Origin of the sequence: Pseudomonas sp. GM30 (assembly GCF_000282275.2) — a bacterium.
Lineage (GTDB): Bacteria > Pseudomonadota > Gammaproteobacteria > Pseudomonadales > Pseudomonadaceae > Aquipseudomonas.
Window position 1 is genome coordinate 106,993 of the sequence record NZ_AKJP02000005.1, and the last position, 16,281, is coordinate 123,273.

Here is a 16,281-nt window from a genome sequence, read left to right on the forward strand (position 1 = left end):
GCCTCAAGGGGGCGCACGTGTTTCAGGCTATGCTCGCAAGATGATCCTGTTTCCCGACCTGCTCCAGTTGCCACACCAATTACGCCATCCCGAAGTGCGTGACCTGGCGTGGGTGATTCTCGCCCCGCCGATGCTGGCGGCAACGCCGTGGCCGCAGCGCCATCCGCTGGCCGGTAGCGACTGGGTCAGCGATCCGGCGCGCCTGGAGCACTGGCTGCGACAACTCGATCGTGACAGTTATGGCTTGTTGCACTGGCTGGCGCAGGCGCGCACCCGGCGGCTGGGCCTTTATTACGAGCGGCTGTGGCAGTTTGCCGTCGAGCATGCGCCGGGCATCGAGCTGATTGCCGCCAACCTGCCGATCCGCCGCGAAGGCCATACCCTCGGTGAACTGGACATGCTGCTGCGCGACCGCGATGGCGTGCATCACCTGGAACTGGCGATCAAGCTCTACCTCGGCCCGCAGGAGGGCGATGGCCACGACCCGGCGCAGTGGTTGGGGCCGGGTTGTCATGATCGACTGGACCGCAAACTGGCGCATCTGGCCGAACATCAACTGCCGATCTCGGCCCGTCCGGAAAGCCGTGAGGCGCTGGCGAAGCTGGATATCGAGGTGTTCAGTGCGCAGTTGTGGCTGGGCGGTTATCTGCTGTATCCGTGGCCCGGTCAGGCCGAACCGCCCAGAGGCGCGCATCCGCAGCACCTGCGTGGCAGTTGGCTGCATCAGAAGGACTGGCCGGCGTTCGTCGCCCAGCGCCCGGCCGGACGCTGGCAACCCCTGCCCCGGCATGCGTGGCTGGCGCCGGCGCATTACCCGGCAGATCAGGCCTGGAACGCTGAACACCTGCAGATGTGGCTGGATGACCTGGAACCGATGGCCCCGGCGCAACTGCTGGTGCGCCTGACCGAAAATTCGCAGGGCGAATGGGAAGAGGCAGAGCGGTTGTTTCTGGTGGCGGATCTTTGGCCGAATGTGCCGGGCCAGGTGTGAGAGTTGTAGCGCCTTAACCGGCCCTATCGCGAGCAGGCTCACTCCTACAGGGGAACGCATTCCAAGGTAGGAGTGAGCCTGCTCGCGATAGGGGCAACTCGGTCTACAGCGAAAGCCGCAAAGCCAACGCCGCCAAGGTAACCAACAACACCGGCACCGTCAGCACAATCCCGACCTTGAAGTAATACCCCCAGCCAATCCGGATATCCTTGCGTGCCAGCACATGCAGCCAGAGCAAGGTCGCCAGACTGCCGATCGGGGTGATTTTCGGCCCCAGATCGCTGCCGATCACGTTGGCGTAGATCATCGCTTCCTTGATCACACCGCTGGCCTGACTGGCATCGATCGACAACAAGCCGATCAACACTGTCGGCAAGTTGTTCATGATCGACGACAACAGCGCCGTCAGCACCCCGGTGCCCAGCGCCGCGCCCCACACGCCATACCCGGCGAACACGTCCAGCCAACCAGCGAGATAGCCGGTCAGCCCGGCATTGCGCAGGCCATACACCACCAGATACATGCCGAGGGAGAAAATCACGATCTGCCACGGCGCTTCTTTCAGCACCTTGCGCGTGGAAATCCTGTGGCCACGGGCGGCGATCCCCAGCAGCAACGCCGCGCAGACCGCCGAGATCGCGCTGATCGGGATGCCCAGCTGTTCTAGGAAGAAGCAGCCGATCAACAAAATCACCAGCACCACCCAACCGGCATAGAACGTGGCTTTGTCGTGGATCGCCGTGTGCGGCTGTTCGAGCTGTTCGGGGTCGTAAGCCTTGGGAATGTCGCGGCGGAAGAACCACAGCAGCACGCCCAACGTCGCGGCCACACTGACGAAGTTGACCGGCACCATCACCGCCGCATAGCGGTTGAAGCCGATGTGAAAGAAGTCCGCCGAGACGATGTTGACCAGGTTCGACACCACCAGCGGCAGGCTCGCGGTGTCGGCGATGAAACCGGCGCCCATGACGAACGCGAGGGTCGCCGCCGGGGAAAAGCGCAGCGCCAGCAGCATCGAAATCACGATTGGCGTGAGAATCAGCGCCGCGCCGTCATTGGCGAACAACGCCGACACCAGCGCGCCGAGCAGCACCATGAAGGCAAACAGCTTGCGCCCACTGCCCCGCCCCCAGCGCGCCACGTGCAACGCGGCCCAAGCGAAGAACCCGGCTTCGTCGAGCAGCAGACTGATGATAATCAGTGCGACGAAGGTGCCGGTGGCGTTCCAGATGATCTGCCACACCAGCGGAATGTCGCTCAGGTGCACGACGCCGAAGACCAGCGCCAGCACGGCGCCGAGCGTCGCGCTCCAGCCGACCCCGAGGCCTTTGGGTTGCCAGATGACAAGGGTGATGGTCAGCAGGAAGATCAGTGACGCAGCGAGCATCCGCAACAGCCTTTTGCAATAGAGGATTTAAGGAAATGCGGCTTACCTGTGGCGAGGGGATTTATCCCCGATCGGCTGCACAGCAGCCGCAAAACCTGCGAATCCGGTATGACTGGAAATCGCAGGGGGTCGCTTCGCAACCCATCGGGGATAAATCCCCTCACCACAAAGGTTTTCAGGCCAGATTATTTTTTGTGTTGCTCTACGAATTGTCCGTAGGCATTGATGAAATTCTGCAGAAAAGGTTTCACCGACTCGCTCAACTTGCCCGCCTCGTCAAACGCCGAACCCGCACCACCCAGATACGCCTCCGGCTGCTGCATGCACGGCACGTTGAGAAACACGAAAGACTGACGCAGATGCTGGTTGGCGCCAAAACCGCCAATGGCTCCCGGCGACACGCTGATCACCGCGCCCGGTTTGCCGCTCCAGACACTCTTGCCATACGGGCGTGAACCCACGTCAATCGCATTCTTCAGAGGCGCCGGCACCGAGCGGTTATATTCCGGGGTGACGAACAGCACCGCGTCGGAAGAACCGACTTCCTGGCGGAAAGTGCTGTAGGCTGCCGGCGGTGAATCGCCGTCGATGTCTTCGTTATAGAGTGGCAGGTCGCCAATTTCGACAATCTTCAGTTTCAGGTTCGCCGGTGCCAGCTCGGCCAGCGCCAGCGCGACTTTGCGGTTGATCGATGCTTTGCGCAGGCTGCCGACGACTACAGCGACGTTGTAGACATTGCTCATGGAAGACTCTCGACTGTCCGTGGGAAGAGCCAGTAGTTATAGATGATTCGATGACCGTTTCACCAGCGAGCAAGGGAAATTCCTTCGCGCTGATTATTTTTTTCCTGTAGGAAAACTTACAGGGCTTGATGACGGTCTACCAAGCCGCAAATCAAGCGTTTTATCTCCAGAGGTTCTAAGCAGATGGCAGCAGTACTCGTCGGTCAGTTCCATGCAAGAGATGCGGAAGGCCGCGTTTATTCCGTGCATGAGTTCCAGGAATCCACCCCGTCGGCAGACGGTTCCACTGGCTCGGAGCCGATTTACAAACTGGCCATTGGCGATCGCGTCAACAAAGTCAGTGACACCGAGTTTCTCCTGGTTCAGTCAGGTATCACCCTGACCCGCGAGCCTGAGACAACCGTCGCTTCATAACTGGCCGTTATGAGCAGAAGTCATATGCGCAGACTTGGGGTAGGATTCAGGCACTGACCCCACCTGCTGAACATGGACTTCACGCATGCGTTTACGTCATATCGAAGTGATTCAGGCGCTCTTGCAGACCGGTCACCTGGGCACCGCCGCCGAATGGCTGCAACTGCCGGTGGCCGAGGTCGAAGAGCGATTGCGCGAAGCCGAGAGCGAGTTGGGGTTCATGCTGTTCGCCAGCGTACGCGGCCGGCTGCAATCGACGCCTGAAGCGCGGGCGTTGCAGGTGGAAATCGCTCACGTCTATCAGGCGCTGGAGCCCGTGCAGCGTCTGGCCAGCAGCCTCAAACAATACCTCGCCCCGCCCCTGCGCCTCATCGGCACCCCGCCGCTGGCGCAACAGCTGTTGCCGCAAAGTATCGCCCTGCTGCGCCGACGGTTGCCCGACGCTCCTTGCCGCTTGCTCAGCGCTCCGACCTGCGACATCGTCCGCAGCCTGCTGCTGCGCGAAAGCGATCTGGGCCTGAGCCTGCACGATCCGGAACACCCCGACATCCACTGCCAGCCATTGGCCCACGGCAAGCTGCAACTGCTCGCGCCCCACGGCTGGTTGCAACCGAAGCAGAAATACATTTCCCTGCAGGATCTCGCCGGCCAGGCAATGGTTGGCCTCGAAGGCCACGACCCATTGAGCCCGGCGCTGGAGCACAAACTCCAGGCCCTGCGCCCGGCGCCGAGCATCCAGACCCGGGTGCAAACCCATCAGATGATGCGCAGCATGGTCGAGGCCGGCGAAGGCCTGGCCATCGTCGACCCGTTCACCGCCCTCGGCGCACGGGCCGGCGGACTGGACGTCTGCCCATTGTCACCGGCGGTGCCCCTCAGCCTGTATGCCCTGACCTACCGGCACAGTGCCACGCCGGCAGCGATTCAGACGCTGCTGGCGATTGTCACGGAACAAGCCGAGGCGATGCTGGCGAGCTGAGCGGGTGTTCCAGCGGGTTATCGAACAGTCGATACCAGAACAGCGCGATTTCCGCGGTGTTCGGGTCAATCCCGCGATAACGCAAATGGTCGACACCACCAATCTCGTAGCCACAACGCTCATACAAACGACAGGCGCCGAGGTTGTTGTTCTGCGTCTCGAGCATGATCCCCGGCAGTTTCTTCTTGCGGCTCCAGAACTGCGCCACATCCAACAGCGCCTTGGCCACACCATGGCGGCGCGCCGGTGCGTGCACCGCCAGCTCATCGATATGGGCGAAGCCGTTCCAGTTGGTGCTGATCACCAGATGACCGACCGGCTCGTCGTCCAGATACGCCATGAAAATCGCGCTGTCGGCAGCGTCACGATAGCTGCTGAACTCCTCGGGATCGATGCCGTAGCACTTGCGGTACGGCACAATCGGCGTCACCGCCCAGCGCTCGACCGGCTGGCCAATGACGGCTGCACCGTACGCGGCCACCTCGAAACTGAAGTCGCTACCCCAGATATACGCTGCGAAACCGTCGTCGGCGACACGCACCGACAACCCTGGGTATTTCGGATTCATGACCGGTTGCATACTCGGGAAAGTCCTCATTCCTTGACGCAATCGACGGTGTACTGCCGCCCATTGCCCTCGTCTTCATGTTGCAGTCCATGCACATCAGCAACAAAACCGGGGAAGCTGCTATCGAACGTGCGGGCGAACTTCAGGTAGTCGATGATCGAGCGGGTCGCCTCGGTGAAGCGTTCACCCGGCATGATCAGCGGAATCCCCGGTGGATACGGCACCAGCATTACCGCGGCGATCCGCCCTTCCAGCCCATCGATCGGCACCGCCTCGACTTCGCCACGCACCAGATGATCATAGGCATGGGCCGGCTTCATGGCGATTTCCGGCAGCACCGTGTACATGCGTTTCAGATGTTTGGCGGTGGCATTGCTGCGGTAACAAGCGTGCAGTTGATCGCACAAATCGCGCAGGCCCATGCCGCGATAGCGCGCAGTATCTTGCTGCGCCACGCACGGCAGGCAGGTCGCGAGACTGACGTTGGCGTCGTAACTGCGCTTGAATTCCAGCAACTCGGTGAGCAGCGTGCTCCACTTGCCCTTGGTGATGCCCATCGAGAACAGCACCAGGAACGAATACAGCCCGGTCTTCTCCACCACCAGCCCGCGCTCCCAGAGGAACTTGCTGACCACCGCCGCCGGGATGCCCTTCTCGCTCAGCGCGCCACCGGCATTCAACCCGGGCATGACCAGGGTCACTTTGATCGGGTCGAGCAGCACATAGTCGTCGCTGACTTCGCCGAAGCCATGCCAGTCAGCGTCCGGTTGCAACAGCCAGTCTTCGGTCTGCACCCGGTCGATGCCTTCGACGCCAGGCGGCTGCCAGATCGAGAACCACCAGTCATCCGCCGCAATGTGCTGGCGCAGATTGGCCAGCGCCCGACGAAAACTCAGCGCCTCGTCAAAGGTTTCCTGCAACAGCGAGCGCCCGGCCGGACCTTCCATCATCGCCGAAGCCACGTCCAGCGAAGCAATGATGCTGTACTGCGGCGAGGTCGAAATGTGCATCATGAACGCTTCGTTGAAACGATCACGGTCCAGTTGCCGTGCGCCGCCGTCCTGCACATGAATCATCGAGGCCTGACTGAACGCGGCGAGCAGCTTGTGGGTGGAATGGGTGGTGAACACCAGCGGGCTGTCTTCTGTGCGCGAGGTGGCCATGCCGTAGCGCCCGGCGAAGAACTCGTGAAACGCCGCGTAGGCGTACCACGCCTCATCGAAATGCAGCACTTCGACGCTGTTGCCCAGGCTCTGCTTGATCAGCTCGGCGTTGTAGCACAGGCCGTCGTAGGTCGAATTGGTCACCACCGCCAGTTTGACTTTCGGCGCACGGCCCTTGGTCAGCGGGCTGGCGTCGATCTTGGCCTGGATCGACTCGCGGCTGAATTCGCTCAGCGGAATCGGACCGATGATCCCCAGCTCATTGCGCTCCGGGCACAGGTACAGCGGGATCGCGCCGGTCATGATGATCGCGTGCAACACCGATTTGTGGCAGTTGCGATCGACCAGCACCAGATCATCACGGCCGACCATCGAGTGCCAGACGATCTTGTTGGCGGTCGAGGTGCCATTGATCACGAAAAAGGTGTGATCGGCGCCAAAATTGCGCGCGGCGCGTTCTTCGGCTTCGGCCAGCGGCCCAGTGTGATCGAGCAGCGAACCGAGTTCCGGCACCGATACCGACAAGTCCGAACGCAGGGTATTTTCGCCAAAGAACTGGTGAAACGCCTGCCCCACCGGACTCTTGTGATAAGCCACGCCACCGCCATGCCCGGGGGTGTGCCAGGAATAGTTGGAATCGGCAGTGTGCTGCACCAACGCCTTGAAAAATGGCGGCAGCAGGCCATCAAGGTATTTGCGCGCCGCCCGCGCCACTTGCCGGGCGAGAAACGGCACGGTGTCTTCGAACAGATAGAGAATGCCACGCAATTGATTGAGCTCGGCCATGGCATCGGCCGGGGCGTTTTCCAGGGTGACCTGTTCGCCCAAGGCAAAGATCGGCAGATCCGGCGCGCGCACCCGCGCCAGGCCGATCAGTTCGGCCATGTTTTGCAGCAGATGCGAGTTGGTGCTGGCGTCTTCGGCCGCGATCAGCATGCACGCCAGACCATGATGGGTGGAGGCCACCAACCGCCCTTCGGTGTAATCGATGGCCGAAACGATATTGAAACCTTCCTGCTCCAACTCCCGGGCGATGCCACGGATACGGTCACCGGCGACCGTGTCGGCCTTGATGTCGCGGTGGACGATCAACACCGGAAACTTCAAATCTTTGTACATGAGGCTCAGTGTCCTGAGGCGGCGGATCAAAGTCTGCCAATGCACTCAGGGTAGAGGGTTGCGGCGAAAGTGGCGAGGGTGGCCAGTTGGCTTCATTCAGCCTGACTCAGCTTTTGTGGCGAGGGAGCTTGCTCCCGCTGGGGCGCGAAGCGGCCCCCGGTATTCGTTCAGCATCAATGTGCATTCAGGTTTTATGACTGCTTCGCAGCCAAGCGGGAGCAAGCTCCCTCGCCACAAAATGTGTTCAGGCCTGAGCATCAGCCTCGGCAATCTGCGTCCACAACGCCGGCCCACCCGCCGACTTGGCAATGATCTCCAGCCGCGCCATATGCGCCGCCAGTTCCTCTTCCGTCGCCCGAATGATCCGCGCAGGCTGACGATCAGCTGGCAGACGACGGATCTCGGTAGCGGAGTTGTCCGCGCCCTCGCCCGTGCCATTGCCGTCGGAAGCGTTGCCGGCCAGCGACAGGCTGGTCTGACCACCGGTCATGGTCAGGTAGACGTCGGCGAGAATCTCCGAGTCGAGCAAGGCGCCGTGCAGTTCCCGGCCGGAGTTGTCGACACCGTAACGTTTGCACAAGGCGTCGAGGCTGTTGCGCTGCCCCGGGTGACGTTCCCGGGCCATCATCAGGGTGTCGAGGATGGTGCAATGCTGGGTGATGTCCGCACGATCGTGCTGGCCCATCAAGGCGAATTCGTTGTTGATGAAACCAACGTCGAACGCCGCGTTATGGATGATCAGCTGCGCGCCGTTGATGAACTCGAAGAACTCGTCGGCGACTTCGGCGAAACGCGGTTTGCCGACGAGGAATTCGTTGGTGATGCCGTGAACACCGATCGCGCCCTCGTCACTTTCGCGATCCGGTTGCAGGTAGACGTGAAAGTGCCGGCCCGTCAGGCGCCGACCGATCAGTTCGACACAGCCGATTTCAATGATCCGGTGACCATCGGTCACCGGCATGCCGGTGGTTTCGGTATCGAGTACAACGGATCTGGTGGCCATCAGTGTTCAATTCTCAACGGGGGTCAATCGTACAAAAGCGGCGATGTTAACACGCTCACGGCGCGCGGCGCGCACCACCGCTTGATTGGCACCTATGACCCTGTAGGAGCTGCCGCAGGCTGCGATCTTTTGACTTTGTTTTTTAAAAGCAAGATCAAAAGATCGTCCGAACGCGGCCCGAGCCTTCGGCAGCTCCTACAGGGGAATGCATTCCAGATGGCAGGAGTGAACCTACCGGCAATCAGCTCTGCTTGTACCCGCGAACCTCATCTACCCCACGGTTGGCCAACTGGTCGGCCCGTTCGTTACCGTGATGGCCGATGTGCCCGCGCACCCACTTCCAGGTGACCTTGTGGCGATTGACCTGCTCATCCAGCTCTTTCCACAGGTCAGCGTTTTTCACCGGTTCTTTCGCCGCCGTCTTCCAGCCGCGTTTTTTCCAGTTGGCCATCCACTCGTTGATGCCTTTCATCACGTATTGCGAGTCGGTCACCAGCAGCACTTCGCACGGACGCTTCAAGGCTTCGAGGCCACGGATGGCGCCGAGCAGTTCCATGCGGTTGTTGGTGGTGTTGGCTTCGCCGCCCCACAGTTCCTTTTCGACGCCCTTGCACACCAGCAAGGCGCCCCAGCCGCCCGGGCCGGGGTTGCCCTTGCAGGCGCCGTCGGTGAACAGTTCTACGCTATCGACGCTTTCGCTCATGCCACTCTATCCAGAAAAATGCCTGGCCCCGTCAATCGCGGATCGACGATGGCCGCGGCCGGAGCAGGTCCGGCCACTATAAAAAGAAGGTTTACGGTTCGATACGGCGGCGGTTGACCTTGGCCATCGGCAGCGGAATCAGCTTGCCCATCGGCTCGCGCCGCTCCTGACGCACCGGACGCAGGCCGACCACGATCTTGCGCGCGACCAATAAATAGAAGCCACCGCCGGACAGTTGCCAGTCGCCGGCCTTGCGTTCCCAGCCGGCCAGTCGGGCCTGCCACTTGGGCGACGCGAGCGGCGGACGATAGCACCCGAAGCGGCGTTTCTCCAGCGCAAAGCCCAGCAGGTTGAGCCAGTCGGCGACCCGCGACGGCGAGATACAGCGCGCCTGACGCAAGGCGTCGTGGGCGAAGACGTGGCGCAAGCCCCAAGTACTCCAGGGGTTGATCCCGATGATCAGCAGATGCCCGCCGGGGCGTACGCTGCTCGCCGCTTCACGCAGCAGACCGTGGGGCGACAGGCAGAAATCCAGACCGTGCTGCAACACCACCACGTCGGCGGCATGCTCGCTCAACGGCCAGGCCTGTTCCTCGCAGACGATCTCTACCCCCGGCAACGGCGCGCCGAGTCGCACGTTGCGCTGCACCTGCGGCGCCGACGGCGGGGTCTGGGCCGACGGCCCGTAATGCACCAGATAGCCGCCGAAGAACCGCCCCAACTCGTCTTCGAGCATGCGCCGTTCTTCATCCAGCAGAAATTGCCCGAGCGGGCCGGCCAGCCACTCACGGGCCGCGCCGATCAACGCCAGCCAGTCGGGATCGGCCTGAGCGAACGCTTTATCGGTCATGTCATTCTCCAACGCCGCTAGAAGCTCTAAGATGCGCCAATGTTTTCCGCTTGGCGAATTCCGACGATGATACAGATCAGTGCCCTGCCCGCGTTCACCGACAACTACATCTGGTTGTTACAGGATCACCACAGCCAGCGCTGCGCCGTGGTCGACCCGGGCGATGCCGCGCCGGTGCAGGCCTGGCTCGACGCGCACCCGGGCTGGGTGCTGAGCGACATTCTGATCACCCATCACCACCATGATCACGTCGGCGGCGTCGAACGCCTGAAAGCCGCAACCGGCGCCACAGTCTACGGCCCGGCCAGTGAAAACATTCCGGGGCGCGACGTGGCGCTCAAGGACAACGACAGCGTCAGCGTGCTCGGCTGGGACTTCGATGTCTATGCGGTGCCCGGTCACACCCTCGGCCACATTGCCTACTACCACCACGGCCTGCTGTTTTGCGGTGACACGCTGTTCGCCGCCGGTTGCGGACGCCTGTTCGAAGGCACGCCGGAACAGATGCACCACTCGCTCGGCCGCCTCGCCGCATTACCTGAGGATACGCTGGTGTATTGCACCCATGAATACACCCTGAGCAATCTGAAGTTTGCTGCTGCGGTCGAACCGACCAACCCGGACATCGCCGCCCGTCTGGAAAAAGTTACCGAGCAACGGGAAAAAGGCGTGATGACCCTACCCTCGACCCTGGCTCTGGAAAAGCTCACAAATCCGTTTTTGCGTACCGCTGAAACATTAGTTACACAAAAAGTGGACGAACGGGCAGGCGCTCAAAACCGGGCGCCGAGTGAGGTTTTTGCGGCTCTGCGGGCATGGAAAGATAAGTTCTAAGTGACTCCCCAGCTGGTACAGAAATTCTGAATGGTTGACCGCAGGGGGTGCGCTTTCTAGAATCGCCCGACATTTTTGCCCGGAACTTACTTCCAGCCAATGTCGTCATCCATACGTAAGTCCGTCAATTCAGACACGCTGACCCGCTTGGCGCAAGCCATCGCGGTGGCTGTGTCCGCCACGTTGGCGGGCTGCTCCAGCCATGCTCCGCAGCCTGAAGCGAGCCATACGCCGAACATTGCTGCGCGAGCCAAGCAGAAACCGATCTGGCTCAGCGAAAAGCCCAGCCCGCAGGTGCCTCAGGACATCTGGGAGCGCATGCGCGGTGGTTTCCAGCTGCAGGACGGCCTGGGCGTGAACCCGCGCATCGAGCAGCAGCGGCTATGGTTTGCCAGCAACCCGTCCTTTCTGGAGAACGCCGGCGAACGCGGCAGTCTCTACATTCATTACATCGTCGAGCGTCTCGAAGAGCGCAACATGCCGCTGGAGCTGGCCCTGCTGCCAGTGATCGAGAGCGCCTACAACCCGATGGCCTATTCCCGGGCCGACGCTTCGGGCCTGTGGCAATTCATTCCGTCCACCGGTCGTTACTACAACCTGCGCCAGACCCGCTTCTATGATGGCCGTCGCGATATTACCGCCTCGACCACCGCCGCGATGGACTACCTGACTCGTCTGCACGACATGTTCAACGGTGACTGGCTGCTGGCCCTGGCGGCGTATAACGCTGGTGAAGGCACGGTGAGCCGCGCCATCGAGCGCAACGAGAAGCTCGGCCTGCCGACCGACTACTGGAACCTGTCGTCGCTGCCGGCGGAAACCCAGGCCTACGTGCCGAAACTGCTGGCCCTGTCGCAAGTGGTGCTGGCCCCGGAAGCCTACGGGGTGAACCTCAACCCGATCGCCAACGAACCGTATTTCCAGGTCGTCGAAATCAACCAGCGCATGGACCTGTCCAAGGTTGCGGCGGTGGCCAACATCGACGAAGACGAGCTGTTCCAGCTCAACCCGGCCTTCAAGCAGCGCACCACCATCGACGGTCCTCAGCATCTGCTGGTGCCGACGTCCAAGGCGCAACTGCTGACCGCCAGCCTGCAGACCATGCGGCCTGAAGAGCTGATCAGTCCGCGCTCGCTGAAGCCGGTGTTCGACGGTGCTGATCCGACTGAAGTGGCCAAGCTCAAGCGCGCTTACCGGGTCAAACGCGGCGACAATCTCGGCTCCATCGCCAAGGCCAACAAGGTCGAAGTCAAGGACCTGCAGCGCTGGAACAAGCTGACCGGCAAGAACCTCAAGGTCGGCCAGACCCTGGTGATGCAGGACAACACCAAGCGCACCCCGGCGCGCAGCGGTGGCCGGGTCAACACGGTGATTGCCGCCAACAGCAAGAGCAAAGGCAAGGCCGACAGCCAGCAGCAGACCCAGTACAAGGTCAAGCGTGGCGACACCCTGTACGTGGTGGCCAAGCGTTTCAACGTCGAGATGCAGCATCTCAAGCGCTGGAACCCGGGTGCCGGCAAGGCCCTCAAGCCTGGGCAGATGCTCACGGTCTACCAGCCGCACTGACAGAAGAGCCTCTGAATTTTCAGGGGCTTTTTTTATTACCAGAATATTGTCCCTGATGGATTACTTGTGGTGAGGGGATTTATCCCCGATGGGGCGCGAAGCGGCCCCTGCCTTCCAAAAACCACGGGGACTGCTGCGCAGTCCATCGGGGATAAATCCCCTCGCTACAATGCAAACCGGGCAAGCATTGCACGCCGATTAACAGCCCATTAACCCGCTATCTTTTTCCTGTCCAGACAAGCTGTTACTGTACGGCCACAAAAGCCCAAGCCGCCTGGATCGGATCTGACTTGAAGCGTCCCCTCCTCCTGCTCCTGATCAGCCTGGCCTTGAGCTCACCCGCAAGCGCGACGATTACCGAAAGTCACGGTTATGCGCAGTTCGGCACGCTCAAGTACCCGGCCAGATTTACCCACTTCGACTGGGTCAACCCGCAAGCGCCCAAGGGCGGTACGTTGCGGGTGATGGCGTTCGGCACCTTCGATACGGTCAACCCGTACACTTTCAAGGGCACCAGCCCGGTTACCACGCCGAATTTCCTGCAGTACGGCATCAACGAGCTGAACGAGCCGCTGATGGTCGGCACCGGCCAGTATTCGCCGTCCGGTGACGAACCGGCGTCCAGTTATGGCTTAATCGCGCAATCGGTGGAGTACAGCGAAGATCGCAGCTGGGTGGTGTTCAATCTGCGCCCGGAAGCGCGCTTTCACGACGGCACCCAGATCACCGCCTACGACGTGGCGTTCTCCTACCGCACACTGCTCAAGGACGGCCACCCGCTGTACCGCACCGCCCTGCAGGAAGTCTCGCGGGTCGACATCCTCAACCCGCAGCGCATTCGTTTCGTGATGAAACGCTCGGGCAATCCGTTACTGATCCTGCGCCTCGGCGAGTTGCCGGTGCTGCCGCAGCATTACTGGAAGGATCGCGACTTCAAGGCCACCACCTTCGAGCCACCGCTGGGCAGTGGCCCGTACCGCATCACCTCGGTGACGCCGGGGCGGCAGCTGATTTTCGAGCGGGTCAAGGATTACTGGGGCAAGGACCTGCCGGTCAATCGCGGCAAGTACAACTTCGATCGCATGGAAGTCGAGTTCTACCGCGACAGCGACGTGGCCTTCGAAGCGTTCAAGGCCGGCGAATTCGACATCTACATCGAGCATCAGGCAAAGAACTGGGCCAACGGCTACAACTTCCCGGCGGTGCGCCGTGGCGAGGTGATCAAGGCGCAGATTCCGCACCAGATCCCGACCCAGAGCCAGGGCCTGTTCATGAACACCCGACGCGCGACCTTCAGCGACGTCAAGGTGCGCGAAGCGCTGGGCCTGATGTTCGACTTCGAATGGACCAACCGCGCGCTGTTCAGCGATGCCTACCAGCGCACCACCAGCTACTACCCCAACAGCGAGTTTTCCGCGACGGGGCTGCCGGTCGGGCATGAATGGCTGATGCTCAAGCCGTACAAGGAGCAACTATCGGCCAAGCTGTTCACCGAGCCGTTCACATTGCCGCAGACCGATGGCCGTGGCATCCCGCGCGAAACCATGCGCAAGGCGCTGGCCCTGCTCGCCGAGGCCGGCTGGAAGCTCAACGGCCAGCGCCTGCAAAACGCCAAGGGCCAGCCGTTGAGTTTCGAGTTGCTGCTGGTCAATCCGAACCTTGAACGGATCCTGCAGCCATACATCGAGAACCTCAACAGCATCGGCATCGATGCGCGTCTACGCACGGTGGATCGCGCCCAGTACAAACAGCGCCTGGATCAGTTCGATTTCGACATGATCCTGATGACCCTCAACCAGACCCTCAGCCCGGGTCTGGAGCAATGGCAGTATTTCCATTCCAGTCAGGTCGGGGTCAAGGGCAGCAAGAATTACGCTGGTATCGCCAACCCGGTGGTCGATCACCTGCTCGAACAATTGCTCGCTGCACAAACCCGCGACGAACAGGTCGCCGCCGGCAAGGCGCTGGACCGCGTGCTGCTCTGGCAGCACTACAGCATTCCCAACTGGTACCTCAATTATCACCGACTGGCCTACCGCAACCGGTTGGCCTTCGTCACCACGCCGCCCTACACCCTGGGGCTGAGCGCGTGGTGGCTGAAATCTTCGGAGAACAATAAATGACGCCCATCCGCGCCCTGCTCGTGCAGGCCAGCGGTCTGCTGTTCGCCGGGCTGGCGATTGCCGCCCCGCAACATGCCGTGACCCTGTACAACGAGCCGCCGAAATACCCGGCGGACTTCAAGCAGTTCGATTACGTGAACCCCGACGCGCCCAAGGGCGGGATCTTCCGCCAGGCCGGGTTCGGCGGCTTCGACAGCCTCAACCCGTTCATCAGCAAAGGCGTGCCGGCCGATGATATCGGGCAGATCTACGACACCCTGACCAAGCACAGCCTCGACGAGCCGTTCACCGAGTACGGCCTGATTGCCGCAAAGATCGAGAAAGCCCCGGACAACAGCTGGGTGCGTTTCTACCTGCGCCCGGAAGCGCGGTTTCACGATGGCCATCCGGTGCGCGCCGAAGACGTGGTGTTCAGCTTCCAGACCCTGACCAAGGACGGCTCGCCGCTGTTTCGCGGCTACTACAGCGATGTCGAAGAGGCCATCGCCGAAGACCCGCTCAAGGTGCTGTTCAAGTTCAAGCACACCAACAATCGCGAGTTGCCGCTGATCCTCGGTCAGCTCCCGGTGCTGCCGAAACACTGGTGGGCCAGTCGTGATTTTTCCAAGGGCAATCTGGAGATCCCGCTGGGCAGCGGCCCGTACAAGGTCGCCGAAGTGAAAGCCGGGCGCTCGGTGCGCTATGAACGGGTCAAGGACTACTGGGGCAAGGATCTGCCGGTCAATCGCGGGTTCTACAACTTCGACGTAATGACCACCGATTACTACCGCGACAACACCGTCGCCGTCGAAGCGCTGAAGGCCGGCCAGTTCGATTACTGGCTGGAAATGACCGCGAAGAACTGGGCCAACGCCTACAACATTCCGGCGGTCACCGAAGGTCGCTTGATCAAGGAACAGATCGCCAACAGCAACCCGACCGGCATGCAGGGCTTCGTTTTCAACCTGCGCCGTCCGGTGTTTCAGGATGTGCGGGTGCGGCAGGCGCTCGGTCTGCTGTTCGATTTCGAGTGGACCAACAAACAGCTGTTCAACGGTGCCTACTTCCGCACTCGCAGCTATTTCGAGAACTCGGAAATGGCCGCCACCGGCCTGCCCGACGCCGAACAACGGGCGATCCTCGAACCGTTTCGCAGCAAACTGCCGGCGCAGGTGTTCAGCGAAGCTTTCGAGAACCCGAAGACCGACGCCAGCGGCATGATCCGCGCCCAGCAGCGCGAGGCCTATCAGCTGTTGCAGGAGGCTGGCTGGAAGATCGTCGACGACAAAATGGTCGATGCCAACGGCAAACCGGTGGTCATCGAGTTCCTTCTGGCGCAGACCGAATTCGAACGCGTGCTGCTGCCGTTCAAACGCAATCTGGCCGACCTTGGCATTGATCTGGTAATCCGCCGCGTCGACGTTTCGCAGTACATCAACCGCGTGCGCTCGCGGGACTTCGACATGATGGTCGGCAGCTTCCCGCAATCCAACTCGCCGGGTAACGAGCAGCGCGAATTCTGGATGAGCGCCGCCGCCGACAAACCGAGCAGCCGCAACACCATGGGCCTGAAGGATCCGATCGTCGATCACCTGGTGGAAAACCTGATCAACGCCGACTCGCGCAGCAGCCTGGTGGCGCATGCCCGGGCGCTGGATCGGGTGCTGCAATGGGGTTACTACGTGGTCCCCAACTGGCACATCAAGACCTGGCGCGTGGCTTACTGGAACCACATCGGTCACCCGAAAGTCTCGCCCAAATACGACATCGGGATTAACACCTGGTGGGTCAAGCCTGACGCGAAGCCTGCCATAGAAGTCGAAACCAAACTGCAAGCCGACCCTGTGGGCACGGAGTAA

Annotated in this window: 14 protein-coding genes; 7 read left to right on the forward strand and 7 right to left on the reverse strand. The window is 61.4% G+C overall.

Translation table 11 applies throughout. From position 1 onward, the window contains the following. The first annotated feature begins 40 nt into the window (after positions 1-40). Positions 41-991 (forward strand): DUF1853 family protein, encoded by a 951-nt coding sequence (locus PMI25_RS04285; RefSeq protein WP_007965842.1) that lies wholly within the window; start codon positions 41-43, stop codon positions 989-991. A 103-nt stretch (positions 992-1,094) separates the two neighbouring features. Here PMI25_RS04285 and PMI25_RS04290 read toward each other — a convergent pair whose 3' ends face one another. Both PMI25_RS04290 and PMI25_RS04295 read right to left on the reverse strand, forming a co-directional pair. Beyond that, on the reverse strand, positions 1,095-2,378 hold the full coding sequence (locus PMI25_RS04290; protein WP_007965843.1) for an arsenic transporter: 1,284 nt from the start codon (positions 2,376-2,378) through the stop codon (positions 1,095-1,097). Between the two features lie 185 nt (positions 2,379-2,563). Next, positions 2,564-3,121 carry an NADPH-dependent FMN reductase gene (locus tag PMI25_RS04295; RefSeq protein WP_007965844.1) on the reverse strand — a complete coding sequence of 186 codons (558 nt, stop codon included), beginning with the start codon at positions 3,119-3,121 and terminating at the stop codon, positions 2,564-2,566. Between the two features lie 183 nt (positions 3,122-3,304). On the opposite strand from PMI25_RS04295, the gene PMI25_RS04300 reads away from it, so the two are divergent. Then, positions 3,305-3,535 (forward strand): hypothetical protein, encoded by a 231-nt coding sequence (locus tag PMI25_RS04300; protein ID WP_007965845.1) that lies wholly within the window; start codon positions 3,305-3,307, stop codon positions 3,533-3,535. Between the two features lie 85 nt (positions 3,536-3,620). Further along, the gene (locus PMI25_RS04305; RefSeq protein ID WP_007965846.1) at positions 3,621-4,514 is read left to right on the forward strand and encodes a LysR substrate-binding domain-containing protein; all 894 of its coding nucleotides are present in this window, start codon (positions 3,621-3,623) and stop codon (positions 4,512-4,514) included. Here the strand turns inward: PMI25_RS04305 and PMI25_RS04310 are convergent. From PMI25_RS04310 to PMI25_RS04330, 5 genes are all read right to left on the reverse strand, one after another. Then, positions 4,480-5,094 (reverse strand): GNAT family N-acetyltransferase, encoded by a 615-nt coding sequence (locus PMI25_RS04310; protein ID WP_007965847.1) that lies wholly within the window; start codon positions 5,092-5,094, stop codon positions 4,480-4,482. The two genes, PMI25_RS04305 and PMI25_RS04310, sit on opposite strands and share 35 nt — an antisense overlap. 14 nt (positions 5,095-5,108) lie before the next feature. Continuing rightward, entirely contained in the window at positions 5,109-7,364 is a 2,256-nt protein-coding gene (locus PMI25_RS04315; protein ID WP_007965848.1) for an Orn/Lys/Arg decarboxylase N-terminal domain-containing protein, read from the reverse strand. A 244-nt stretch (positions 7,365-7,608) separates the two neighbouring features. Then, on the reverse strand, positions 7,609-8,367 hold the full coding sequence (dnaQ, locus tag PMI25_RS04320; protein WP_007965849.1) for a DNA polymerase III subunit epsilon: 759 nt from the start codon (positions 8,365-8,367) through the stop codon (positions 7,609-7,611). Between the two features lie 241 nt (positions 8,368-8,608). After that, complete coding sequence (gene rnhA, locus PMI25_RS04325) at positions 8,609-9,070, reverse strand: ribonuclease HI (protein WP_003224162.1); 462 nt, start codon at positions 9,068-9,070, stop codon at positions 8,609-8,611. A 91-nt stretch (positions 9,071-9,161) separates the two neighbouring features. Next, the gene (locus PMI25_RS04330; RefSeq protein ID WP_003224159.1) at positions 9,162-9,920 is read right to left on the reverse strand and encodes a methyltransferase domain-containing protein; all 759 of its coding nucleotides are present in this window, start codon (positions 9,918-9,920) and stop codon (positions 9,162-9,164) included. Between the two features lie 66 nt (positions 9,921-9,986). Here PMI25_RS04330 and gloB point away from each other — a divergent pair, with 66 nt between their 5' ends. The 4 genes from gloB to PMI25_RS04350 all read left to right on the forward strand — a co-directional run bounded on the left by gloB (position 9,987) and on the right by PMI25_RS04350 (position 16,281). After that, positions 9,987-10,754, forward strand: coding sequence for a hydroxyacylglutathione hydrolase (gloB, locus tag PMI25_RS04335; protein WP_007965323.1), 768 nt, complete (start codon positions 9,987-9,989; stop codon positions 10,752-10,754). 99 nt (positions 10,755-10,853) lie between these two features. After that, entirely contained in the window at positions 10,854-12,320 is a 1,467-nt protein-coding gene (locus tag PMI25_RS04340; protein ID WP_007965321.1) for a LysM peptidoglycan-binding domain-containing protein, read from the forward strand. A 290-nt stretch (positions 12,321-12,610) separates the two neighbouring features. Continuing rightward, positions 12,611-14,443, forward strand: a complete 1,833-nt coding sequence (locus PMI25_RS04345; protein ID WP_007965319.1) for an extracellular solute-binding protein — start codon at positions 12,611-12,613, stop codon at positions 14,441-14,443. Beyond that, complete coding sequence (locus PMI25_RS04350) at positions 14,440-16,281, forward strand: extracellular solute-binding protein (RefSeq protein ID WP_007965318.1); 1,842 nt, start codon at positions 14,440-14,442, stop codon at positions 16,279-16,281. The genes PMI25_RS04345 and PMI25_RS04350 overlap by 4 nt, the downstream gene beginning before the upstream one ends.